The organism is Hoeflea sp. (assembly GCF_984452065.1).
Genome location: NZ_CFHWAF010000006.1, coordinates 27789 through 52708, shown reverse-complemented (window position 1 = coordinate 52708; position 24920 = coordinate 27789). Strand labels below are relative to the sequence as shown.

Here is a 24920-nt window from a genome sequence, read left to right as displayed (position 1 = left end):
CTCTAGCTGCCGGCGTCCTCGTGAAAGTGGTCGTAGATCAGCTGCGCCATGGCTTCGGAGATGCCGTCGACGCTTCTCAGATCCTCGATCCCGGCGCGCGACACCGCCTTGGCGGTGCCGAAATGGTGCAGCAGGGACCGTTTGCGTGACGGTCCGATCCCGGCGATCTCGTCCAGCGGATTGCGGGTCATCTCCTTCTTGCGCCGGGCCCGGTGGGTGCCGATGGCGAAGCGGTGCGCCTCATCGCGCATGCGCTGGATGAAGTAGAGGACAGGATCGCGCGGCGGCAGCGAGAAATCCTTCTTGCCGGCCGTGAAGAACCGTTCGCGGCCGGCGTCGCGGTCCGGACCCTTGGCGACGCCGATCGTCGCGACACTGTCTGAAAGTTCGAGCTCTTCGAGCACCGCATTGACCGCCGACAGTTGGCCCCGGCCGCCGTCGATCAACAGCACGTCCGGCCAGTTCGGCGCCGTTGTGTCCGTATCCTCAGCCGAACCCGAAGCGTTCCGATCCGGTTTCCCGTGTTCCTTGACCAGCCGTGAAAACCGCCGCTGGATCACCTCCCGCATCATGCCGAAATCGTCGCCCGGCGTCAGATCCTCGGATTTGATGTTGAACTTGCGGTACTGGTTTTTGATGAAGCCTTCGGGCCCCGCGACGATCATCCCGCCGACCGCATTGGTGCCCATGATGTGCGAGTTGTCGTAGACCTCGATCCGACGCGGCGGATTGTCCAGTCCGAAGACGTCCGCAAAGCCTTTGAGGAGACTCGCCTGCGTCGATGTCTCCGCCAGCCTGCGGTTGTGCGCATCCTTTGCATTGGCGCGCGCGTGATCTATCAGGTCGCGCTTTTCCCCGCGCCGGGGCACGCCGATGGCGACCTTGTGGCCGGTGCGGATGGACAGCGCTTCGCTCAACAGCGACTGCTCCTCGATCGCATCGGAAATGAGGATCTGACGCGGGCAGGGCTTGTCGTCATAAAACTGCGAAAGGAATGCGCCGAGGATTTCCCCGCCGCTCAGCTGCGCGTCTGCCTTTGGAAAATACGCCCTGTTGCCCCAGTTCTGGCCGGTGCGGAAGAAGAACACCTGGATGCAGCTCATCCCGCCTTCCTGGTGGATGGCGAAGACGTCGGCTTCCTCCACCGTCTGCGGATTGATGCCCTGGTGGCTCTGGACATGCGACAGCGCCGCCAGCCGGTCGCGATAGATCGCCGCGCGTTCGAAATCGAGTTCTTCCGATGCCTCCTGCATCGCCTTCGACATGGTCGCCTTGACCTTCTGGCTCCGGCCCGACAGGAAATCCCGGGCCTCCTCGACCATCGCGGCATAGGCCTCCTCGGTGACTTCGCCGGTGCACGGCGCGGCGCATCGCTTGATCTGGTAGAGAAGACAGGGCCGGGTGCGGCTCTCATAGACCGAATCCGTGCAGGTCCGCAGCAGGAAGGCGCGTTGCAGGGAGTTGATCGTCCGGTCGACGGCCTGTGCCGACGCGAAAGGCCCGAAATAGCTGCCCTTGCGGGCCCGCGCGCCCCGGTGCTTGTAAATGCCGGGCGCCAGATCGCCTTCCGTCAAAAGGATATAGGGGAACGACTTGTCGTCCCGCATCAGGACGTTGAAGCGCGGCCGCAGGCGCTTGATCAGGTTTGCCTCAAGCAGAAGGGCTTCGGTTTCCGTGCGTGTCGTGATGAATTCCATATTGGTCGTCAGCCGCACCATGCCGGCGATCCGGTTCGTGTGGCCGCGCCCCCGGGCGTAGTTCGAGACCCGCTTTTTCAGGCTGCGCGCTTTTCCGACATAAAGCACGTCGCCGTTTTCATTCAGCATCCGATAGACGCCCGGCGCGTTCGGCAGGATCCTGACGAAGGCCTGGATCAGTTCCGGGCCCTTCAACCCGCTGCCCGCGCGCCCGCCGTCCTCCCATCCATCCGGCTCAGACGGCAGGGCGGCGGGCTTCTTCAGACTGACTTTTTTGGCGCCGCTGTGTGCTGAGCGGTCCTCGCTGGCCATCGGATCCTTCCGCGTGCGTTTGTCCGCATTATGTGATGCGCACGGCTCGGGCTGTCAAACCGGCGGGCGCGACTATAGCTTTGCCATCCACATGGTTTGTCCGTGCGGGCCTTGCGCGTGCCGCGTTTAAAAAACGGCGATGATGTAGACGACGTAAAGCGTCAGCATGATCAGGCCGTCAAGCCGTGTGATCGACCGGGCCATCAATGACCAGACGATGAGCAGCGCACTCGTGGCCGCCATGATCCACATATCGATATGGACGATATGGGCGGGAACGAAGAGCGGATGGAGGAGGCTGGTGATGCCGAGGATCGCGGCGATATTGAAGATGTTGGAGCCAACGACATTGCCGATTGCCACGGCGCCGCTGCGGCGCCAGGCGGCCATGACGGTGGTCACGAGTTCGGGCAGCGATGTGCCGATCGCCACGATGGTCAACCCGATGACGGTTTCGGAAACGCCGAAAAAGCGGGCGATATCCACGGCGCCGTTGACCGTGAGGGACGCACCCATCGGCAGTCCGATCAGGCCGAAAAGGAGATAGGCCGCAATGCGTGAGTTTTCCGCCGGCAGTTCGTCGAGCTCGTCGTGATAGTCTCCGCCCAGTGGGGATGCGGCCCGGTCCCGTCGCGCCCGAACAAACTGCCAGCCGAGAAAAACCAAAAGGATGAGCAGGAGCATCAGCCCGTCGAATTGATCGAGGACGCTCGTCCACATCATGATCAGCAGAATGACGGTGAGCAGCGCCATGACAAAAAGGCTGAAGCCGATGCCCTTTTCCTTGCAAGCGATAGGCACGATCAGAGCGGGCGCACCGAGGACCAGAAGCACATTTGCGATATTCGAGCCGACCACATTGCCGATCGCAATGCCGTAGACGCCGTTGAACGCCGCCTTGAGCGAGACCAGGAGCTCCGGCGCGGAGGTGCCGAAGGCGACAATCGTCAGGCCGATGACCAGCGGGCTGATGCCGAGCTTCTCCGCCAGCGCCACGGCGCCCCGGACCAGATAGTCTCCGGCAAACAGCAGCAAGGCCAACCCGGCAATCAATATAAGGAAGCTGATCATAAAACGGCGGATTCCGGGCTTTGGAAGCGTAGTCTTTGGGTGTGCGGCGCGGTCCACTGCATATAGGTACAGGCGCGCAAAACACAATGGCGCAGCACGAGAAATGCCCGCCTTTTCCCTGCAGGCTTCCATTCAGGCTTTTGGCTTGAACTGATCGTATTCCGGAAAGAACCTGGCAAATTTTCCCGGCCAGTTTTTCAGCTTTGGACGTCCGCGCTCCCACTTGCCCTCGAAACGCAGGGCGAGATAGCCCAAAAGGGCCGCGAGCGCGAAATGGCCGCCATGCAGTTTCCTGGTGGTTCGGGGCAGATTGTCGTTCAGATGGTCCAGCGCGCGTTCGATCTTCGACCACTGCCGGTCGAGCCAGGCCTGGTGAACTTTTTCCTCCGGACGGAAACGCCGCTCATAGACCATGGCGAGCAGGCAGTCGGTCACCCCGTCGCACAGCGCTTCCAGCACCTCCGCCTCGGTACGCTTCTGGGCGTTGCGCGGATAGAGCTTCTTGCCGCTTTCCCGGTCGAGATACTGCATGATCGCGCGGCTGTCATAGACGGTGACGTCGTCGTTGATAAGGGTCGGGATTTTTCCGAGCGGATTGCTTGAGACGAGCTCGGCCGGGTCGGCACTGGTGTCGACGACCTCCGAGGCGGCCTCGATACCGGCATGGCGCGCCGCCATGCGCACTTTGGCTGAATAGGGGGAGGGGGGCGAATAGAGCAGCTTCATCGCAAGGGTCCTTTTGGCTGAAAGCTGATTGAATTCAGATTTGCATTAGTTGCCGCGCACCGGCGGCACAACGACGGAGGGCCGCCGGCAGGCGCGGCGGGTCACTTCCGGGCATGAGCGATACTCCAAATCGGTCGTCATGCAAATGCGAACCTCGCGCAAACGGCGTTTGTCGCAGGTGACGGCGAAGTGGTCGTCTTCAAGCCCCGGATTGGCTCCGATGAACGCCTGCGCAACTTCACCCGGTGTCATGGTCTTGTAGGTGCCCTCGGCAGAGCCGATATCGGGCACCGAGACGCTGGCATAGGCATTGCGCACCGTATCGAAAAAATCGTCCTGGCTGAGGCCGGCGCAGGTCCCGTGCTTCTTCCATTGATGGCGAATGAGGCCGCGGCTCGGCATCAGGGCAAGCATGTCGTCCTCGATGCCGCGTTCGACATGTCCCGCGTCCCCGGCGCAGAACTCCGGATAGCCTTTTTCGAATTGCGGCCAGAGCCCGTGCACGATGAAGGCGTAAGGCCGGCCGCTATCGCATTGTTGAGGATTGGCGCGCTCGCCCTCGGCTTCGCAGTAGCTCGGCGACCAGGAGAGCGCCAGCACATAAAAGTCAAAACCGGAAGGGCGCGCTGATCCGTCGTTGCCGGACGGGTCACATCCCGCCAGCGCCAGGAGCCCGGCAGCCACCGGGACAATAAGGGCACGCGGCAAGGGCAGTCCTGCTATCGAACGGACCGGCAATAGGCGCCGTAGACGTGCCAGGGATCGAGTCCGTCGATACAGAACTCGACATTGTCGCCGATACCGGCAAAACCCTGGCCGCTTTCGATCAGGTACCAGATGGAGCGGGTATGGCCGTCGCTCATCGACACTTTGCCCTGACAGTAGCGCCGTGCGATCAGATGCATCTCCGTGGTCGGCGTGTAATCGCGCTCATAGACATCGAAATAATCGACAATCGCAAGATCGCGCTGAATGACGTTCCGGTCGGCAATCTGAAAACGGTGTGAAATCGTTCTGAAAACGGCCGGGCTGTCGCAGGCGGCAAAATGGTTCAGTCCGAACGCGCCGGCGGACGATATGTGGCCCGCAAACAGGGTCGGAACGGCGATGGCGGCTGACAGGACGGCATGCAGAGTAATCTTGCGAAACATGGACATGGGTCCCCATGGTCTGCGATCTGGTTGCTCAGCAAATCGGATTCGCACAATCGCGTGCTTGCCCCGAGGATGATCAACCCGCGGCGCCGCGTCAAGCCTAACGCCTTGATATTCTATTTTTTGCCGGTCCGCCGTTCCCCGGCGATCCAGAACAGGTCACGACCGGCCCGGCCGGTCTGCGCCAGGCGGTCCTGAAGCGCCGGCAGCAGGACTGCCAGCTCGTCCTTGAGCGTATAGGGCGGATTGACCAGAATAAGACCGGAGCCGCACAGTCCGGTGGTTTCCCGCATGCCGCAAACCTGCAATTGCGCGCACAGAATGTTTGGAATGCCAAGAGCTTTCAGCTTCCGGTGGAATTGGACGACGGGCGCGCCCTGTTTGATCGGATACCACAGCACGTAAAGGCCCGATTGCCAGCGGCTGCAGGCCCTCGCCAGCCCGTCGACCAAGCGGTCATACTCTCCTTCCTTTTCAAACGGCGGATCGACAAGGACCAGGCCGCGCCGCTCCTTCGGCGGAAGCTGGGCGCCGAGTGCAAGCCAGCCGTCGAGTTCGGTCACCCGCGTCTGGAAGTCTCCCTCGAAAAGGGCCTTCAGATTGCGGCAGTCTTCCGGGTGAAGCTCAATGGCCGACAGCCGGTCCTGTTTTCTCAAAAGCGTGCGCACAAGCTTCGGAGAGCCGGGATATAGGGTGACGCCGGAGCCGGGGTTCATCGAGCGCACCGCGTCCAGATAGGGCTTCAGCAGGCCCTCGGCGCCATCCGGAAGGTCGGCGTCAAGGAGCCGGCCGATGCCGTTATGCCACTCGCCTGTCTTCACGGCCTCCTCGGACGAAAGATCGTAAAGGCCGCTGCCTGCGTGTGTGTCGACAACCCGAAATGCCTTCTCCTTGCGTTGCAGATAGGTCAGGATCCGCACCAGTACCGCATGTTTGAGAACGTCGGCAAAATTGCCCGCATGATAGATGTGTCTGTAGTTCACGCCTGGTTGAGCCTGTGTAACTTTTGGTTCCTGCCGCAAGGACCTTGCTCTATATCCAATGCGATCCTGTCAACATTGGGGTTTTGAAATGAGCGAAACGGTGCACGTCAGACGAGGCTATACGGCCTGTCCGCATGATTGCCCGTCAACATGCGCCCTTGAGGTGGAGCTGTTGGAGGGCAATCGCGTCGGCCGGGTCCGCGGCGCCGGCGACAACAGCTACACCGCCGGTGTCATATGCGCCAAGGTTGCGCGCTATGCCGAGCGTGTGCATCACCCCGATCGCGTTCTCAAACCGCTTCTGCGCAGGGGCGCAAAGGGGGAGGGGAACTGGCGGGAACTGTCGTGGGGCGATGCGCTTGATCATGTTGCGGAACGGTTTCTCGCTGCCGAGCGCCAATGGGGGTCGGAGACGGTCTGGCCCTACTATTATGCCGGCACCATGGGGCTGGTTCAGCGCGATTCCATTCACAAGCTGCGCCACGCAAAACGATATTCCGGCCAGTTCGACAGCATCTGCACGAATGCGGCGTGGTCCGGTTTCTTCTTTGGTGCCGGCACGCTCGCCGGTCCCGACCCGCGCGAGATGGCCAAATCGGACTGTGTCGTCATCTGGGGAACGAACGCGGTCTCCACGCAGGTCAATGTAATGACCCATGCGGTGCGGGCGCGAAAGGAGCGCGGCGCAAAGATCGTGGTCATAGATATCTACAACAACCCAACGGTGGCCCAGGCCGACGTCAAGCTGATCGTCAAACCGGGCACGGACGGCGCTCTGGCCTGCGCCGTCATGCATATCCTGTTTCGCGACGGGCACGCGGACAGGGACTATCTCGCCCGCTATTCGGACGATCCCGCCGGACTGGAACGGCATCTGCAATCGCGCGGACCCGCCTGGGCCTCGCAGATCACCGGTCTTTCGGTCGAGGAAATCGAGGCCTTTGCGTGCCTGATCGGAACCACGAAGCGAACATATTTCCGGCTCGGTTACGGTTTCACACGGCAGCGCAACGGCACGGTCAACATGCATGCCGCCTCCTGCATCCCTACGGTGACCGGAGCCTGGCAGTACGAAGGCGGCGGGGCGTTTCACTCGAATGCATCGATTTTCGGGTTCGACCATTCCCGGATCATGGGGCTTTCCATGCGTGACCCGGATGTGCGCCATCTCGATCAGTCGAAGATCGGACGGGTCCTGACCGGCGACGAGGATGCGCTGGCGGGCGGTCCGCCGGTGACCGCCATGCTGATCCAGAGCACCAATCCGGCCAATATCGCACCGGAACAGCGCGACGTGATCAAGGGGCTGATGCGCGAGGATCTCTTTACCGTGGTCCACGAGCAGTTCATGACCGAAACAGCGGCACTGGCCGACGTGGTCCTGCCGGCAACGGTTTTCCTGGAGCATGACGACATCTATCGCGGCGGCGGTCACCAGCACATAATGCTGGGCCCGAAATTAATCGAGCCGCCGCAAGGGCCGCGGCCCAATCTCTTTGTGGTTAACGAGCTTGCAAAACGTCTTGGCGTCCCCGATCCCGCCGTGTTCGAAGCGGACGCCCTGTCGCTGATCGACGATCTGCTGGACAGGAGCGGGCATGGCGATCTCGACGCACTGCGCGTCAACAAATGGATCGACTGCCAGCCGGATTTCGACACATCCCATTTCATCAACGGTTTCGCCTGGCCGGACGGCAGGTTCCGGTTCCGCTTGAACTGGCAGGATGCCCATGCGCCGAACAGGCCGCCGCGCTCGATGGGGCCCCAGGGGCCGCATGGCACGCTCCCTGAGTTTCCCGATCACTTCGATCTGATCGAAAAGGCTGATATGGAGCACCCGTTTCGCCTCGCGACCAGCCCGGCGCGTAATTTCCTGAATTCGACATTTGCGGAAACGGCATCTTCGAAAAAGCGGGAAGGTCGCCCGGAACTGATGATCGGACGTGCTGATGCGGAGCGCTGCGGTGTGAGTGCCGGTGATCTCGTTACAATCGGGAACCGGCGCGGCTCCGTCAGGCTTCACGCAAAAATCGTCGACGGCCAGAAACCGGGTGTCCTGATCTCGGAAGGATTGTGGCCGAACAAGGCCTTTGTCGACGGCGAAGGCATAAATGTCCTGACGGGCGCTGATTCCATCGCACCCTTCGGCGGCGCGCCGTTTCATGACAACCACGTCTGGCTGCGCTGTTAGCCGATCTCGTGGGAATAGAGGATGTCGTCCGGTCCGGGCTCGGGAAACGCGTCGAAGAGCACTTTTTCGGCGGTGGTAATGCGAACCCTGCCTTCCGCGACAAGCCTCAGCGCGGACGGATAGAGGACATGCTCGGCCTTCAGAACCCGGGCCGCAAGGCTCTCCGCATCATCGCCCGGCAGCACAGGCACGGCCGCCTGGGCGATCAGCGGTCCCTCATCCATCCCTTCGGTGACGAAATGGACGCTGCAGCCATGCAGCCGGACCTGATGGGTCAGGACACGTTGATGGGTGTCCAGGCCCCTGAAGCTCGGAAGCAGTGAGGGATGGATATTGATCATCGAACCCATCCACTTGGCGACGAATTCGCCCGAGAGCAGCCGCATGTAACCGGCAAGGCAGACAATGTCCGGATTGAGCGACTGCAGCGCCGCATGGACGGCTTCTTCGTGCGCCTCACGGCCCGCGTAGTCCTTACGGTCCACGACATGGGTCTCGATATCGTAGTCTTCCGCCAGCTTCAGACCGGCGGCGTCCGGATTGTCCGATATCACGCCGACGATGCGGCAGGGATAGCCGGCCGCCATCGACGCCGAGATCAATGAGCCGAGATTGGAGCCCCGGCCTGAGATCATGACCGCAACGCGCTTGTGGCCGGAACCGCTCATAATCCGAGCGTCCCGGTGGTGCGGACCATGCGGCCATCATCATTCTCGGCAAGCCGGCCGATGGGAATGGCCGTCTCTCCGTTTTCATGAAGAATGTCCATGACATCGTCGGCGCCCGCTTCGGCGACAACCGCAATCATGCCGATGCCGCAGTTGAACGTGCGCAGCATTTCCCGCGCTTCAATGCCGCCGGATCGCGCAAGCCACGAAAAGACGGGAGGGACCGTTATCGCATCGAGATCGATTTCGGCGGCGAGGGTCTCGGGAAGCACCCTTGGAATATTCTCCCGGAACCCGCCGCCGGTGATATGCACGAGCGCCTTGACGGCAAGTGTGGCGCGCACGGCGGCAAGGACCGGCTTCACGTAGATGCGCGTTGGCGCCAGCAATGCCTCGCCGAGCGAGGTGTCCTTGTCGAAGGGGGCAGGGGCGTCCCATGAGAGGCCCGAGAGCTCCACCACGCGGCGAACGAGCGAATAGCCGTTCGAATGAACGCCCGAAGACGCGAGGCCGATCAGCACATCGCCGGAAGTCATATCGTCTCTCGGCAGCAGGGCGCCGCGTTCGGCGGCGCCGACGGCAAAGCCGGCGAGATCGTAGTCGGCGCCCCCATACATGCCCGGCATCTCGGCGGTCTCGCCGCCGATAAGCGCGCATCCCGCATCGATGCAGCCCCTGGCAATTCCGGCGACGATCGCTTCGCCCTGATCGACATCCAGTTTTCCGGTTGCGAGATAGTCGAGGAAGAAAAGCGGTTCCGCGCCCTGTACGACCAGATCGTTCACGCACATGGCGACAAGATCGATACCGACCGTGTCATGGCGACCCCAGTCGATCGCGATTTTCAGTTTTGTGCCGACACCGTCATTGGCGGCGACGAGAACGGGGTCCTTGAAACCTGCGGCCTTGAGATCGAAGAGGCCGCCGAAACCGCCGATTTCCGATGCCGCGCCGGGGCGCTTTGTCGATTTGACCAGCGGCTTTATGCGGTCCACGAGGCTGTTGCCTGCGTCGATATCCACACCGGCATCGCTGTATTTCAGTCCGTTGGCCCGCTCGCTCATGCGCGTCCTTAAAGAGTCGCCGCTCGATGCTGGCGAAATGGCATGTCCTGCTTCCCTGTGCAAGGCTCGCTGCCGGTGCCACGGTGAAAAAAGCGGTGTTATCCCGGCCTCTTGCTGACTCGAAATTGACCGGGAACCGCGATAAAGCACTGTTCAATCGTTGAAATTGTGGAGTGGCGATACGAGATCATGGCAGTATTTGCCTGATCGGCGGAGATTCGGCACAACCCGGTCAGCGGGCATGGTGTGGAGTATTTCTATTCCTCCATGCGCCGCCGGCTCGTAAATTGACGATTTTTTGAAGAGGCTGTCCGGACCGACCTGACGCATGACGATACCGAACATCATCACCATACTGCGCTTTCTCATGGTGCCCGCGGTCGTTTATTCGCTGCTGGTGGGGGCAATGGGCCCGGCCTTCGTGATCTTTGTCATCGCCGGCATATCGGATGGCGTCGACGGCTTCATCGCACGGCAGTTTCATCAGCAGACGGAACTCGGTGCCTATCTGGACCCCATCGCCGACAAGCTGCTGCTGATGACGGTTTTCGTCATGCTCGCCATACTGGGCCATCTGCCGCACTGGCTTGTGGTCTTGGTTGTCTCGCGCGACATTCTCATCATTATTGCCGTCATCCTGTCCAGCGTCATGGCGCGCCCGTTCGACATGAACCCGATATTGGTGTCGAAGGCCAACACTGCGCTGCAGATCGCGCTGGCGGCCGTTGTTCTGGCCGAACTGGCCTTCGGCATAACCTTTGGTGATCTGCGGTTGATACTGATCTACGGCGTCGCGGTATTGACCGTTCTTTCCGCGGCGGCCTATCTGAAAGTCTGGATCGATCATATGGCCGGGTGAGTCCGCATGTTTACGACGCGCAACCCGCTCTACGCACGGAGACGGCGATGGTAACGCAGATCAATACCGCTTCACTGCGCCGACAAGCGATCTTCTGGCTGGCCGCATTTCTGGTCCTGGGCGTTTTTCTTTATGTTTTCAGGGGTATCCTGCTGCCGTTCGTGGCCGGGATGGCGCTTGCCTATTTCCTCGACCCCGTTGCCGACAAGCTGGAAAGCTGGAGGATATCGAGACTGGTGGCGACGTCGTTGATTCTCATCGCCTTCCTGCTGTTTTTTGTCATCGCCCTGATGATCGTGATTCCCGTGCTTGCCACACAGGCGAGCGGCTTCATCTCCAACCTGCCTGAATACGCCTCGCAGCTTCAGTCGCTGATCGCATCGACGAACACGGAATGGCTGAGCAAGTGGATCGGCGACGAACTGCCCGATCTGAAATCCGCGCTCGGCGATCTGCTTTCCCAGGGAGCCGGGCTCGTCGGGCAGTTGTTCCTGCAGATCTGGAATTCCGGCAAGGCGCTGGCCGACATCGCGTCGCTTTTCATCGTCACGCCGGTCGTGGCGTTTTATCTTTTGCTCGACTGGGATCGCATGATCGAGACGGTCGATGGATGGATTCCGCGCAGCCATCTGAACTCCGTCAGGGAAATCTCGCAGGACATGAACAGCGCCATAGCCGGTTTTGTGCGCGGACAGGGCAGTGTCTGCCTCATTCTCGGTGTCTATTACGCCGCGGGTCTGACGCTTGCGGGCCTGAATTTCGGGTTGCTGATCGGCCTGTTTGCCGGGCTCATCAGCTTTATTCCCTATGTGGGCTCGATGGTCGGCCTGGTGCTTGCGGCTGGTGTTGCGCTGGTTCAGTTCTGGCCGGATTACATATCGATCGCCATCGTGCTTGCCGTTTTCTTCTCCGGGCAGTTCTTTGAGGGCAACATCCTCCAGCCGAAGCTTGTCGGCCGCAGTGTCGGCCTGCACCCGGTCTGGCTGATGTTCGCGCTGTTCGCCTTCGGCTCGCTGTTCGGCTTTGTCGGTCTGCTGATTGCCGTGCCCGCATCGGCGGCCCTTGCAGTGCTTGTGCGCTTTGGCCTTAAGCGATATCTGGAAAGCAATCTCTATGATGACGGCACCGTACCGGTTGCCGTTCAGGAGGATGCTGAGAAGGACAATGGCGCCTGACAACCGCAAGGGACATGAGCGGACAAAGGGGCAATTGCCCCTTGAATTCGCTCACCGGCCCAACACAACGCGTGACGATCTGGTTGTGTCCGATCCGTTAAGCGCGGCCATCGGCGTCGTCGACATATGGCCCGACTGGGTCTCGCCCGTCGTGATTCTTGCGGGCCCGACCGGTGCGGGAAAAACCCATCTTGCCAATATCTGGAAGGAAAAATCCGGCGCCGTCGCCGTATCGGCGCATGCCGGAAACAGTGGCGCTTTGCAGGCGGCGAGCGAAGGTCCGGTGCTGATAGAAGACATCGATCGTGAGGGTTTCGACGACACCCAGCTCTTCCACCTGATCAACACGGTGCGCCAGCATGCGACCGGGCTGATGGTCACGACGCGGATCTGGCCGGCCGCCTGGCCGGTGGAACTGGCCGATTTGCGCTCGCGGCTCAAGGCGGCGACGATTGTGGAAATCGGCGAGCCGGATGACGAACTTCTCGCCCAGGTCATTGAAAAACTCTTCGCGGACAGGCAAATCGCCGTCGATCCGAAGGTTGTTCTCTTTCTGGTGCATCGCATGGAGCGGTCACTTGACGCGGCGCAGACCATTGTGGAACGCATGGATCGGCTGGCACTTGCGCGCCGCGGCAAGATCAGCCGGTCCCTCGCGTCCGAGGTTCTTGCGGAACTCGAGGCCGGTCAACGCGCCGATTCACCATAAGCCTTTGTCGAATAGGCATTTTGTTGGCCGGGGTGTATGATCGGCGTGAGGTAACATCGCAAATGGACGACAAGACAACCATAAGCCCCGCGGCCGGTCAGGCGGAGCAGCCCGAGTCTCCCGAAGCGCTGATGGACAGTCCCGAGCGCTTCATCAACCGCGAGTTCTCCTGGCTCCAGTTTAACCGGCGGGTTTTGGAGGAGACGCAGAACAGCGCCCATCCGCTGCTCGAACGGATCCGGTTCCTGTCCATATCCGCCGCCAATCTCGATGAGTTCTTCATGGTCCGCGTGGCGGGTCTCGAAGGACAAGTCAGGGAGGGCATTACCAGCCGTTCGGCGGACGGACGCACGCCCCTGCGCCAGCTCAATGAGGCACTCGACGAAATCGGCAAGCTTCAGCTTGAGCAGCAGGCTTCGCTGGCCGTCCTGCAGCAGTATCTCGCCGAGGAGGATATCCTCATCGTGCGCCCCGGCGATCTGGACAAGGAGGACCTCACATGGCTCAAGAAGGAGTTCCTGTCCTCGATTTTCCCGGTGCTGACGCCGCTGTCGATCGATCCGGCGCACCCGTTTCCGTTTATTCCCAATCTCGGTTTCTCGATCGTCCTGAAACTCTTTAGCCGCAAGAAGCGTGAATCCATGACCGCGCTCCTGCGTCTGCCGGTGGCGCTCAACCGGTTTGTGCGCTTGCCGGATGAGAACGGCCGCTGCCGGTTCATCACGCTTGAAGACGTCGTCGGTCAGTTCATCGGGTCGCTCTTTCCCGGCTACATCGTCAACGGATCCGGCACCTTCCGTATCATCCGCGACAGCGATATCGAGGTCGAGGAGGAGGCGGAGGATCTGGTGCGCCTGTTCGAGCGCGCCCTGAAGAGACGCCGCCGCGGTTCGGTCATCCGCATCGAATTCGATTCCGAAATGCCCGAAGCGCTCCGGCATTTCGTCACGTCCGAACTCAACGTGCCTGAAGACCGGGTCGCGGTTCTGCCCGGCCTGCTCGCCCTGTCGACGATTTCGGAAATTGTCGATACGCCGCGCGACGATCTCAAGTTCGAGCCTTACAATGCCCGTTTTCCGGAGCGCATCCGCGAGCATGCCGGCGACTGTCTGGCTGCCATCCACGAGAAGGACATCGTCATTCATCATCCGTATGAATCCTTCGATGTCGTGGTTCAGTTCCTGCGTCAGGCGGCGTGCGATCCGGATGTTCTTGCCATCAAGCAGACGCTCTACCGTACCTCCAACGACAGCCCCATCGTGCGCGCGCTGATCGACGCCGCGGAGCAGGGCAAGTCCGTCACGGCCCTCGTCGAACTGCGCGCGCGCTTCGACGAGGAAGCGAATATCCGCTGGGCGCGCGATCTCGAGCGGGCGGGGGTCCAGGTCGTGTTCGGATTCCTCGAACTCAAGACCCACGCCAAGATGTCGCTGGTCGTGCGCCGTGAAGAGGGCAAGCTGGCATCCTACTGCCATCTGGGAACCGGCAACTACCACCCGGTGACCGCCAAGGTTTATACGGATTTGTCCTTTTTCACCTGCGATCCGGACATTGCCCACGATGTCGCCCATGTCTTCAATTTCATCACCGGTTACGGCCAGCCGACCGAGGAGATGAAGCTGGCGGTCTCGCCAAGCACCTTGCGCAGCCGTTTGCTGGAGCATATCGAGGCCGAGGTCGAGCATGCCCGCAAGGGCAGGCCTGCGGCCATCTGGATGAAGGTCAATTCACTCGTCGATCCGGCGACCATCGATGCGCTCTACAGGGCCAGTCAGGCAGGCGTTGAGATCGACCTCGTGGTGCGCGGGATCTGTTGTCTGCGTCCGCAGGTCGAGGGATTGTCTGACCATATCAGGGTGAAATCGATCGTCGGCCGCTTCCTGGAGCACTCACGCATCTTCTGCTTCGGCAACGGCAAGGGCCTGCCGAGCGCCGATTCGATTGTCTATATCGGCTCGGCGGACCTCATGCCCCGCAATCTCGACCGGCGGGTCGAGACAATGGTGCCGCTTGAGAATCCGACGGTGAAAGAGCAGGTCCAGTCTCAAATCATGCTCGGCAATCTGATCGACAACCAGCAAAGCTACGAAATCCTTGCGGATGGCACGTCACGGCGTATGGACGTGCGCAAGGGGGAGGAGCCCTTCAACGCACAACATTATTTCATGACCAATCCGAGCCTGTCCGGCCGCGGCGGCGCCTTGGCATCAAGCGCGCCGAAACTGATTGCGGGACGGGTTTCACAGAAGAAAAAACAGAGTTGAGCACGTAATACCGCATGGTTGAATCGGAGGCCCAGGGCCGTCTGCCCGGCATAGCGCCGGTATCCGTCGTCGACATTGGATCGAACTCGGTGCGTCTTGTTATCTATGAGGGACTGAACCGCACACCGACCGTGCTGTTCAATGAAAAGGTCCTGTGTGGTCTCGGCAAGGGCATTGCCGCAACGGGTCTTTTGGACACCGAGGGTGTGCACCGCGCACTCGCGGCGCTGAGGCGCTTTCATGCCCTCTCGCAACAGGCGCGCGCAACGCATCTGCATGTGATCGCGACGGCCGCGGCGCGGGAAGCGGCGAACGGTCCCGATTTCATCGAGCAGGCTGAAGCGATTCTCAGCAGCGATATCCACGTGCTGAGCGGCCGGGAGGAGGCGCGTTATTCGGCGCTTGGGGTCATCAGCGGCTATTTCGAACCCGACGGAATTGTCGGCGACCTCGGCGGCGGCTCGCTTGAACTCGTCGATATTCGCGGAAAGGACATCGGCGACGGCATAACCCTGCCGATTGGCGGATTGCGGCTTTCCGAGGCGGCCGGCGGCTCGGTCGACAAGGCGCGGAAGATCGCGCGCAAGAATCTTGCCGAAGCCACCCTGCTTGAAAAGGGCCAGGACAGGACATTCTATGCGGTTGGCGGCACCTGGCGCAACCTTGCCAAGCTTCATATGGAGATGACGTCCTATCCCCTTAACATGACCCAGGGCTATGAAATCCCGGCCAAGGAGGCGACCGCGTTCCTTCAGGGCGTCGCACACGACAATAATAATGCCAAGGGCAAGGCCATGCGCGCCGTCTCGCGCAACCGTCGCGGATTGCTGCCGTTCGGCGCGGCCGCGATGGCCGAAATCCTGCGGGCGATGAAGCCGGAGAAGGTGAGTTTTTCGGCGCTCGGCGTGCGGGAGGGTTTCCTCTATTCACTTTTGAGCGAAGAGGAAAAGGCGCTGGATCCGCTGATCAGCGCCGCCAACGAATTGGCGATCTTGCGCGCCCGCTCGCCCGAACACGCGCGCGAACTGACGCGCTGGACCGAGGATGCGTTTCGCGCCTTCGGCATTGAGGAGACCGTTGCCGAAGCGCGGTATCGCCGCGCCGCCTGCCTTCTCGCCGACATAAGCTGGCGTGCGCATCCCGACTACCGCGGGCCGCAGTCGCTCAATCTGATATCGAACGGCACATTCGGCGGTATAACCCATGCGGGCAGGGTCTATATCGCCCTTGCCAATTACTACCGCTTCGAGGGTCTGCGCGGCGGCGGGCACAGCGAGACGATCGCGGCCATCACAACGCCGCGTTTTCAGGAACTCGCCAAGCTGCTCGGCGGCCTGCTGCGGGTCAGTTACCTGTTCTCCGCATCAATGCCCGGTGTGACGCCGCTGATCCGTTTCGATCCGGTCGGGCAGGACGAACTGGTGCTGCATGTCCCCGGCCATTTGCGCGCTTTTGCGGGCGAACGCCTGGAAGGTCGTCTGCTGCAGCTCTCAAGACTGACAGACAAGACGATCCATCTGGAGATCGGATCCTGACCGGGCCGCCCGGCGATCATTCACCCATGTCCCCGGCGATCATTCGCCCATGTCCCCGGCGATCATTCGCCCATGTCTATGACTTCGACCTTGCGGTCGACGAAGCGCAGCGCCATCTCGCCGCGCAGCAGCTTGAGCGCCTTTTCGCCAAAAAGCTCGCGCCTCCAGCCGGACAGGGCCTCGACATTGGCATCCTCGCCATCGGCGGCGATACGCTCGAGGTCTTCCGTGTTGGCGATGACCTTCGGCGCGACACCGTGCTTTTCGGTTGTCAGCTTCAGCAGGACCTTGAGCAATTCGCTCGCCGCCGCCGCGCCTTCCGGCAACTGAGACGGGCGCGCGATACGCGGCAGTCGTTCCTTCGGTATCGCCAGGGCTTCTTCAACGGCGGCAATGATCGCGCCCGCGGACTGCGAACGCTCCCAGCCTTTCGGTATCGAGCGCAGCCGGCCGAGCGCGTTCGCATCGCGGGGCTGTTGCTGCGCGATCTCGTAGATCGCCTCGTCCTTCAGAACCCGCCGCCGAGGGATATTGCGCTGGCGCGCTTCCCGCTCGCGCCATGCGGCGACCTTCTTCATCACCTCAAGTTCCTGCGGCTTCCTTACCCGCATGCGCAGCCGCTTCCAGGCATCGTCCGGATGCAGATCATAGGTGGATGCCGCTTCGAGCACATCCATCTCCTCCTTCACCCAATGAACGCGATTGTCCTTTTCAAGCCGTGATTTCAGCATCTTGTAGACGTCCCTCAGATGCGTGACATCGGCAAGCGCATAGCGCAGTTGCTTGTCGGAGAGCGGCCGCCGGCGCCAGTCGGTGAAGCGCGAGGTCTTGTCGATCTGCGCACCGACCGTCTTCTGGACAAGCTGATCGTAGGAAACGGAATCGCCGAAACCGCAAACCATGGCCGCGACCTGGGTGTCGAAGATCGGATGCGGGATGAGATCGCCCAGATGATAGATGATCTCGATGTCCTGCCGCGCCGCGTGGAAGACCTTGACGACCGAAGTGTCCGCCATGAGGGAAAAGAACGGCTTGAGATCAACACCGTTTGCAAGCGGGTCGACAATGAATGCCATGTCGTCCGCCGCCAGCTGGATGAGGCAGAGCTCGGGCCAGAACGTGGTTTCTCGAATGAATTCCGTGTCGATTGTGAGGAAGTCTGCTTGGGAAAGACGGTTACATGCGGCTTCAAGATCACCGGTCGTACTGATTATATCCATGCAGGCTCTTTACCCAATAATCCTCGCCTTGTCTTGTCTTACCTCACGGCCCGTCGCGATCGCGCCGGCCTTATTTCATGCCGCTGCTTGACAAATCACGCCTGTCATGCGCTTGTCCGCGCGGTTTTCAAGGTGACCATCCGGACATTCGGTCCGATGCCTTATCAAACGCACAACAAATCAGGAAAGACCGATGCATCGCTATCGCAGCCATAACTGCGCCGCCCTCCGCAAATCCGATGTCGGATCAACCGTCAGGCTGTCCGGCTGGGTTCATCGTGTTCGTGACCATGGCGGCGTTCTGTTTATCGACCTGAGGGACCATTATGGCGTCACCCAGGTCGTGGCTGATCCCGATTCACCTGCATTCAAGCTGGCCGAGACGGTTCGGGGCGAATGGGTGATCCGCATCGACGGCGATGTGAAGGCGCGCTCCGACGACACGGTCAATCCGAACCTTCCCACCGGCGAGGTCGAGGTCTATGCCCGCGAGATCGAAGTCCTGTCGGCGGCGAAGGAACTGCCGCTGCCGGTATTCGGCGAGCCGGACTATCCCGAGGACGTGCGCCTGAAATACCGCTTTCTCGATCTGCGCCGGGAGACGCTTCACCGCAACATCATCCGCCGCACCGAGATCATCTCGGCGATGCGCGAACTGATGGGCGGAGCGGGCTTTACCGAATTCGCGACACCCATTCTCACGGCCTCTTCGCCCGAAGGCGCACGCGACTTCCTGGTGCCGAGCCGCATCCATCAGGGCAAGTTCTATGCGCTTCCCCAGGCGCCGCAGCAGTACAAGCAGCTCATCATGGCCTCCGGCTTCGACCGCTACTTCCAGATCGCGCCGTGCTTTCGCGACGAGGATCCGCGCGCCGACCGCCTGCCCGGCGAGTTTTACCAGCTTGACCTCGAAATGAGCTTTGTCGAGCAGGAGGATATTCTTTCGACCATCGAGCCGGTCATCCGCAGTGTTTTTGAGCGCTTTGCGGACGGCAAGCCGGTCTCGCAGACATTCCGCCGGATCAGGTATGCGGACGCCATGCGCACATACGGAAGCGACAAGCCCGATCTCAGAAACCCGATCGAGATGCAGGCCGTGACCGGACATTTTGCCGGTTCGGGCTTCAAGGTCTTCGCCAACATGATCGTCGGCGATCCCAAGGTCGAGGTCTGGGCGATCCCGGCAAAGACCGGCGGCAGCCGCGCCTTTTGCGACCGGATGAATTCCTGGGCGCAGGGCGAGGGACAGCCGGGCCTCGGCTATATCTTCTGGCGCGAGGAGGACGGCGCCGTCGCCGGTGCCGGTCCGCTGGCCAAGAATATCGGGCCGGAGCGCACCGAGGCGATCCGCACGCAGCTTGGTCTGGAAGCGGGCGACGCCTGTTTCTTCGTGGCCGGCCAGCCGGGCAAGTTCGCCGGCTTTGCCGGCGATGCACGCACACGCGTCGGCGAGGAACTTGATCTTGTCGACACCGGCCGGTTCGAACTGTGCTGGATTGTCGACTACCCGTTCTATGAATGGAATGACGAGGACGACCGGCTCGATTTCTCCCACAACCCGTTCTCCATGCCGCAGGGCGGCGTCGAGGCGCTGGATGGCGAGGACCCGCAGTCAATTCTTGCCTATCAGTACGACATGGTCTGCAACGGATTTGAAATCGCCTCCGGCGGCATCCGCAACCACATCCCCGAACTGATGGTGAAGGCCTTCGGCCTTGTCGGCTTCGACGCCGGGGAGGTTGAGGAACGCTTTGGCGGCCTTTACCGGGCGTTCCAATACGGCGCGCCGCCGCATGGCGGCATGGCCGCCGGCATCGACCGGATCGTCATGCTGTTGGTTGGCGCCAAAAACCTGCGCGAGGTGACGATGTTCCCGATGAACCAGCAGGCGCAGGACCTTCTGATGGGCTCGCCCGGGGAAGCGGAACCGGCCCAGCTCCGCGATCTCAACCTGAGGGTCATTCCGCCGGCCAAGGACGAGTAGCCAGAGGTGCCTCTATTTCCTGACGTCTACGAATGGAAAACGTGCCGCAGGCCTGCGGCAGCCCGGGAAACGTGCCGGCCTGGCGGTTCGTGGCCAGATGGGATTTGCTCGTGTGGGCTCCGGCTGACGGCCGGTATGCGGACAAGGACGAAAGCGGACTTACGCTCCAAACCGCGATAGAGGCAGAGTTCACACCCGTGAAACAACGGCAAGCTCTCCTGCTTCCGGCGTCCAGGGTTCTCCGGTCGTGACATCGAGGACTTCCTCTACGGCCAGCCCGGCTTCGCGCACTTCGCTTGAGATCGTCTCGGGATCGAAATACTGAATCCAGTTGAAAATCTCGAACCGGCGTTCCGGCGCAACGATCAGATAACGGTCCAGGGCGATCTTATCCTGATCGTAGAGAAAGGTGGTCTGGAAACCGAAGTGGTCATCCGATGACCAGAAGTCTCCCATGGGACGGCGACCGTAGGTCATGACCTCACGCCGTTTCTTGAATTGCCGCGTGGTCGACACATCGAAAACGAATGTCCCGCCGGGCTTCAGCATTTCTTTAATCCGCTCCAGAAGTGTGCGTCGCTTCTCGGGTGGGAGCGTGCAGAAATCACACCAGATCAGGCTGACGACATCTTGCCCGTCGGGCAGATCGTCGATCAGATAGTCTGCTTTTCGGTATTCGATATCCAGATTATGGGCGACGGCTTCGGACCGCGCATAGTCGAGTGAAACGGCCGAGAAATCGACGCCAATCACCCTGGCGCCTCTTGTCGCCATGCGCCTTGCGTATAGTCCCGGCCCACAGCCCAGATCGCAGACGTTCTTGCCCGACAGGCCGATCTTTCGGTCAAACCATCCCACAATGTCGTCGATGGTCTGACTCCTGCGCGAAGCCAAGTCAGTGCTCTCGTCCAGATGCACTTTCAGCATTTGCTGTGCGATCCAGGGATCGGTCCAGAGCATATCGGTTGTGTAACGGGAAAACGGCTCGGGTTTCCGATTGAATTCATTCAGATCTGAATACACTGCAGATCGACTCCTCTCGATACGGTGCAGCCCAGCAGGATCGCTTATTCGAATGTCACCTTTGGGTCTCCTACTGGTTCGCGGTGACCGAGACGTTGAGCACCTGCGGCAGGGTCTGCGGTGCACCCATCGCCGAGCCCGCGACCGATGCAAACGGAAGCGGCGCCTCCGGCTGGGCGCTGATCTCAATGCTCTTCGGGTCCGACAAATAAAGGCTGACCGCCTCGGTCACCTGCTTCTGGAAATCCGGGTTCTGGAGCTGTGCCAGCATCAGCGGCAGCATGCCCTGAAGTCCCTGGACCATCTGATCGCGGCTCATGCCCCGCCGGCTGGCGACCATGTCGAGGATCTTGTTGGTCAGCGACGCGTCGTCAAAACGGATCGACAGGCTGTTGAAGGTGAGCTGCTGCATCATCCCCATCATCGCAAGGCCCATGGCCTGCTGCGAATTGCCCTCATCGTCCTGATTGGCCATCCGCTCCTGCATCTGCTGCAGGCCCTTGATGAACTCCAGCGTGTAGCCGGAAATAGAGAACTTCATGCCGAACCGGCCCACATCGTCAAGGGTCAGGGCGTACTCGGTCAGGGCGACTTCCCCTGTTTCCGGAGCCCAGTGCCCATTAAGGACGACGTCGCCGTTCAGATACTGGTAGCCCATGCCGTTGATGGCCTGCTGGGCCTGTGCGCCCTCGACGTCGCTGAGGTCTATTTCAAGCCCGTCGACGCGGGCGTCGAAGTCCATACGCGAGCCGTCCGAACTCTTCGACGTTGTCGTCGTCGAGCGCGAGGCCTTGAAAACGTCCCGCCCCTCGATGGTCAGGGCGATCGGCCCGGTCGTCGCGGAGTCGTACCACAGAAGATCGTCAACGGAATCGGCACCGGGCTTTCCCGGGATACGCAGGTTCTCGACCTTCAGGTCGCTGACGGTGACCTTCACGTCCTCTTCCGAGAACTCAAGCTCGTCGTCGGTGAAGGATTTTGCCGTATATCCGCCGGACCCGTCCTCTTCGACACCGTTGAAGGTCAGATCGCCCAGCGCGAGGCCGTTTTCCTCGCCGGGCACCTCGATGCCCACATCCTTCAGCGTGACCGTGTCGCCGTCGGCACTCACGCCGCCATAGGTGATATTGGCGCCCTGTGAGGCATAGGCAGCGGCAAACTTCTTGGCGAAATCGTCTGCGTCGAGCGCGGACGACAACTGCGTCGACGCCAGGAGAGCAAAGCCGGCTGCGAGGCCGGTCCTAAGGTAAGGGGCGCGCATGTTGTATCCTTCCTGTTTCGGGTCTTGAATGGACAGGCACGGTTGAAGTGGCGCTGTCATACAACGTGGTCGGGGTCGAACAACAGCCCATACTGTATTTTGCTGCACTTTAAACCCCTCGCGAACAATACATGGTTGCCGGAAGGTTATACTTCAACACTGCGGCGTTTCCGTGAAACACACCAAGCCTTGCCGCGAATCAGCGCATCGGCTAAGGGCAAGGCATGGGAAAAAGCCTTGTTCCGCCCGGCGGCGGCGATGACAGATCAGAACCGGTCGACCTGAAAACCGCGCTTGAAGAGCGTTACCTGGCCTACGCGCTGTCGACCATCATGCACCGGGCACTGCCGGATGTGCGCGACGGGCTCAAGCCCGTGCACCGCCGCATCGTCTACGCCATGAGCGATATGGGTCTGCGGTCCAGTGGCGGCTTCAAGAAATCCGCCAAGATCGTCGGCGAGGTCATGGGTAATTTCCATCCCCATGGCGACCAGGCGATCTACGACGCGCTGGTGCGGCTGGCGCAGGATTTCGCAGTGCGCTATCCGCTGGTCAACGGTCAGGGCAATTTCGGCAATATCGACGGCGATAACGCCGCCGCCATGCGCTACACCGAATCCAAGATGACGTCCGTTGCGGAGCTGCTGCTGCGCGGCATTGACGAAGACGCCGTCGATTTCCGCTCGACCTATGACGAGGAGAATGAGGAGCCGGTGGTCCTGCCGGGCGCCTTTCCGAACCTTCTTGCCAACGGTGCGACGGGCATTGCCGTCGGCATGGCGACATCGATCCCGCCGCACAACGCGGCCGAACTGTGCGAAGCGGCGCTGCATCTCATCAAGCACCCCAATGCGCGCATCGAAAAGATCGTCGATTTTGTGCCCGGCCCGGATTTTCCGACCGGCGGCATCATTGTCGAGGACCGGGCGTCGATCCTCGAAGCCTACAGGACCGGGCGAGGCGGCTTTCGCGTCCGCGCCCGCTGGGAAAAGGAAGACACGGGCCGCGGCGGTTACGTCATCGTCGTCACCGAAATTCCCTACCAGGTGCAGAAATCGCGCTTGATCGAGAAGGTCGCCGAACTGCTTCTCGCCCGCAAACTGCCGCTGCTCGACGATATTCGCGATGAATCCGCCGAGGACATTCGTCTCGTGCTCGTGCCCAAGAACCGCAGCGTCGACCCGACCTTGCTGATGGAGTCGCTGTTCAAGCTGACCGATCTGGAATCGCGTGTCTCCTTGAACCTCAATGTCCTGTCGAAGGGCAAGGTGCCGAAAGTCATGTCGCTGCCGGACGTGCTGCTGGAGTGGCTGGAACATCGCAAGGAAGTCCTGCAGCGCCGCTCGCGCCATCGCCTCGCGGCGATCGAACGGCGTCTTGAGATTCTTGGCGGCTATCTGATCGCCTACCTCAATATCGACGAGGTCATCCGCATCATCCGGGAGGAGGACGATCCCAAGGCCGAACTCATGCGTCGTTATGAGTTGACGGACCTTCAGGCCGAATCCATCCTCAACATGCGCCTGCGCTCCCTGCGCAAGCTCGAGGAGTTCGAGATCCGCAAGGAGTTCGACGGGCTGACGGCGGAGAAGGCCGAGATCGAGGCATTGCTCGCATCGGACGAAAAGCAGTGGAAGACGGTCGCCTGGGAGATCGGCGAGGTCAAAAAACAGTTTGGCAAGGACACCGAACTCGGCCGGCGCCGCTCCAGTTTCGGCGATGCGCCCGACACCGATATCGAGGCCATCCAGCAGGCGATGATCGAGAAGGAACCGGTGACGGTGGTCGTCTCGCAGAAGGGCTGGATCCGGGCCATGAAAGGACATCTGCCGGACTATTCGAGCCTGACCTTCAAGGAAGGCGACAAGCTCAAATTCGCCTTTCCGGCCCATACGACCGACAAGATCATCCTGTTTACCACCGGCGGCAAGTTCTACACGCTCGGCTGCGACCGGCTGCCGGGCGGACGCGGTCATGGCGAGCCCGTGCGCATCATGGTCGACATGGACAACGATCAGGATATCGTCTCGGCATTCGTCCACGATCCCGATGTGCGCCTGCTGCTTGCGTCCACGATCGGCAATGGCTTTGTCGTGCCGCAATCGGAAATCACCGCCAACACCCGCAAGGGCAAGCAGGTGATGAATGTCAAACTGCCGGTCGAGGCAACCCTGTGCGTGCCGGTGAGCGGCGACAGCGTGGCTGTGATCGGCGAAAACAAGAAACTGCTGATCTTCCCGCTCTTGCAGCTCCCGGAGATGACCCGGGGCAAGGGCGTGCGCCTGCAGCGCTACAAGGATGGCGGCATCGCCGATGTAAAGACGTTCACCATGGACGAAGGTCTGAGCTGGCAGGATTCGGCCGGTCGCACCCATACCAAACCCAGGCGGGAGCTTGCCGAGTGGATCGGCGACCGCGCCCAGGCCGGCCGGCTCGCGCCACGCGGCTTCCCGCGTTCGGGGCGTTTCGGGGGCTGAGCGGACCGCGTTGGCATCAGGTCCGGCGCCCGCATTGTGGCTGAGGCAGGGAACATGCCTGTTGCGGGGCGGCGGCGGTTTCCGTTATGACAGCAGCCGTATTTGCCTGACTTAAAAACCAATCGTCATGCTTGTCGCCAACGGGGATCGGGTGCCATGGATTCGCGCGATGTTGCCGCCCACTGGAAAAACAATGCCGCGTTTCCACCGCACGCTGACAAGCTGGGTCGCGATGATCTGCGCCGCCGGCCTCGTTATCCGGCAATTCGGCGAACCGCGCGCCGGCGATGACATAGCGCGGCAATATCCGCTGGTGGCGGATACGCAAGTTGCGCCGATCTTCCTGCATATCCGCGCCATAAAGCCGGTGGGAGAGAGTTAGGCCGATCGTGGCGTTCCCGCCTCAGGCCGATGCCAGCCCGGCATTTTCGACCATGAAACGCGATTGCAAAGGCACGCTCGCCGCGCCGACGGGATGCGCGGTTGACACAGAATGCCGGACCCTTACGGTGCCGGTCGGAAACGGCTGTTCCCGCAGCCGGCGTTG

Annotated in this window: 19 protein-coding genes and 1 pseudogene; 9 read left to right on the top strand and 11 right to left on the bottom strand. The window is 61.2% G+C overall.

Annotated elements, in window-relative coordinates:
- Positions 1-2: 2 nt before the first annotated feature.
- The 6 genes and pseudogenes from uvrC to AC5E6N_RS02510 all read right to left on the bottom strand — a co-directional run.
- Positions 3-1898 (bottom strand): annotated as a pseudogene (gene uvrC / locus AC5E6N_RS02535) (excinuclease ABC subunit UvrC); the annotation flags it as partial.
- 237 nt (positions 1899-2135) lie between these two features.
- Entirely contained in the window at positions 2136-3080 is a 945-nt protein-coding gene (locus tag AC5E6N_RS02530) for a calcium/sodium antiporter (protein ID WP_491746334.1), read from the bottom strand.
- Between the two features lie 132 nt (positions 3081-3212).
- Positions 3213-3806, bottom strand: coding sequence for a glutathione S-transferase family protein (locus AC5E6N_RS02525; protein WP_491746333.1), 594 nt, complete (start codon positions 3804-3806; stop codon positions 3213-3215).
- A 45-nt stretch (positions 3807-3851) separates the two neighbouring features.
- A complete protein-coding gene (locus tag AC5E6N_RS02520; RefSeq protein WP_491746332.1) occupies positions 3852-4514 on the bottom strand; it encodes a ribonuclease T2 family protein in 663 nt (220 codons plus the stop codon).
- A gap of 11 nt (positions 4515-4525) precedes the next feature.
- Complete coding sequence (locus tag AC5E6N_RS02515; RefSeq protein WP_491746331.1) at positions 4526-4957, bottom strand: hypothetical protein; 432 nt, start codon at positions 4955-4957, stop codon at positions 4526-4528.
- Positions 4958-5076: 119 nt separating this feature from the next.
- Positions 5077-5943, bottom strand: coding sequence for a 23S rRNA (adenine(2030)-N(6))-methyltransferase RlmJ (locus AC5E6N_RS02510; protein WP_491746330.1), 867 nt, complete (start codon positions 5941-5943; stop codon positions 5077-5079).
- 88 nt (positions 5944-6031) lie between these two features.
- Here AC5E6N_RS02510 and AC5E6N_RS02505 point away from each other — a divergent pair, with 88 nt between their 5' ends.
- A complete protein-coding gene (locus tag AC5E6N_RS02505) occupies positions 6032-8134 on the top strand; it encodes a molybdopterin oxidoreductase family protein (protein ID WP_491746329.1) in 2103 nt (700 codons plus the stop codon).
- Here AC5E6N_RS02505 and purN read toward each other — a convergent pair.
- Both purN and purM read right to left on the bottom strand, forming a co-directional pair.
- Positions 8131-8802 carry a phosphoribosylglycinamide formyltransferase gene (gene purN / locus AC5E6N_RS02500; RefSeq protein ID WP_491746328.1) on the bottom strand — a complete coding sequence of 224 codons (672 nt, stop codon included), beginning with the start codon at positions 8800-8802 and terminating at the stop codon, positions 8131-8133. The genes AC5E6N_RS02505 and purN overlap by 4 nt on opposite strands.
- Positions 8799-9866 (bottom strand): phosphoribosylformylglycinamidine cyclo-ligase, encoded by a 1068-nt coding sequence (purM, locus tag AC5E6N_RS02495; protein WP_491746327.1) that lies wholly within the window; start codon positions 9864-9866, stop codon positions 8799-8801. The genes purN and purM overlap by 4 nt, the downstream gene beginning before the upstream one ends.
- 328 nt (positions 9867-10194) lie before the next feature.
- Between purM and AC5E6N_RS02490 the strand changes: the two genes are divergently transcribed.
- The 5 genes from AC5E6N_RS02490 (at position 10195) to ppx (ending at position 16408) form a co-directional block, all read left to right on the top strand.
- On the top strand, positions 10195-10725 hold the full coding sequence (locus AC5E6N_RS02490; RefSeq protein ID WP_491746326.1) for a CDP-alcohol phosphatidyltransferase family protein: 531 nt from the start codon (positions 10195-10197) through the stop codon (positions 10723-10725).
- Positions 10726-10772: 47 nt separating this feature from the next.
- The gene (locus AC5E6N_RS02485) at positions 10773-11900 is read left to right on the top strand and encodes an AI-2E family transporter (RefSeq protein ID WP_491746325.1); all 1128 of its coding nucleotides are present in this window, start codon (positions 10773-10775) and stop codon (positions 11898-11900) included.
- Positions 11890-12609 carry a DnaA regulatory inactivator HdaA gene (hdaA, locus tag AC5E6N_RS02480; protein WP_491746324.1) on the top strand — a complete coding sequence of 240 codons (720 nt, stop codon included), beginning with the start codon at positions 11890-11892 and terminating at the stop codon, positions 12607-12609. The genes AC5E6N_RS02485 and hdaA overlap by 11 nt, the downstream gene beginning before the upstream one ends.
- A gap of 62 nt (positions 12610-12671) precedes the next feature.
- On the top strand, positions 12672-14873 hold the full coding sequence (locus AC5E6N_RS02475) for an RNA degradosome polyphosphate kinase (RefSeq protein ID WP_491746323.1): 2202 nt from the start codon (positions 12672-12674) through the stop codon (positions 14871-14873).
- 14 nt (positions 14874-14887) lie between these two features.
- Positions 14888-16408 (top strand): exopolyphosphatase, encoded by a 1521-nt coding sequence (ppx, locus tag AC5E6N_RS02470; RefSeq protein WP_491746322.1) that lies wholly within the window; start codon positions 14888-14890, stop codon positions 16406-16408.
- A gap of 62 nt (positions 16409-16470) precedes the next feature.
- Here the strand turns inward: ppx and rnd are convergent, their stop codons facing one another.
- Positions 16471-17622 carry a ribonuclease D gene (rnd, locus tag AC5E6N_RS02465; RefSeq protein ID WP_491746351.1) on the bottom strand — a complete coding sequence of 384 codons (1152 nt, stop codon included), beginning with the start codon at positions 17620-17622 and terminating at the stop codon, positions 16471-16473.
- A gap of 199 nt (positions 17623-17821) precedes the next feature.
- On the opposite strand from rnd, the gene aspS reads away from it, so the two are divergent.
- Positions 17822-19612, top strand: a complete 1791-nt coding sequence (aspS, locus tag AC5E6N_RS02460) for an aspartate--tRNA ligase (protein WP_491746321.1) — start codon at positions 17822-17824, stop codon at positions 19610-19612.
- A 189-nt stretch (positions 19613-19801) separates the two neighbouring features.
- Here aspS and AC5E6N_RS02455 read toward each other — a convergent pair whose 3' ends face one another.
- Both AC5E6N_RS02455 and AC5E6N_RS02450 read right to left on the bottom strand, forming a co-directional pair.
- Complete coding sequence (locus AC5E6N_RS02455) at positions 19802-20635, bottom strand: class I SAM-dependent methyltransferase (protein WP_491746320.1); 834 nt, start codon at positions 20633-20635, stop codon at positions 19802-19804.
- A 70-nt stretch (positions 20636-20705) separates the two neighbouring features.
- Complete coding sequence (locus tag AC5E6N_RS02450; protein ID WP_491746319.1) at positions 20706-21896, bottom strand: aq_1923 C-terminal domain; 1191 nt, start codon at positions 21894-21896, stop codon at positions 20706-20708.
- 224 nt (positions 21897-22120) lie between these two features.
- Between AC5E6N_RS02450 and parC the strand changes: the two genes are divergently transcribed.
- Positions 22121-24373, top strand: coding sequence for a DNA topoisomerase IV subunit A (parC, locus tag AC5E6N_RS02445; protein WP_491746318.1), 2253 nt, complete (start codon positions 22121-22123; stop codon positions 24371-24373).
- 193 nt (positions 24374-24566) lie between these two features.
- Positions 24567-24755 (top strand): hypothetical protein, encoded by a 189-nt coding sequence (locus AC5E6N_RS02440; RefSeq protein ID WP_491746317.1) that lies wholly within the window; start codon positions 24567-24569, stop codon positions 24753-24755.
- Positions 24756-24920: the final 165 nt, after the last annotated feature.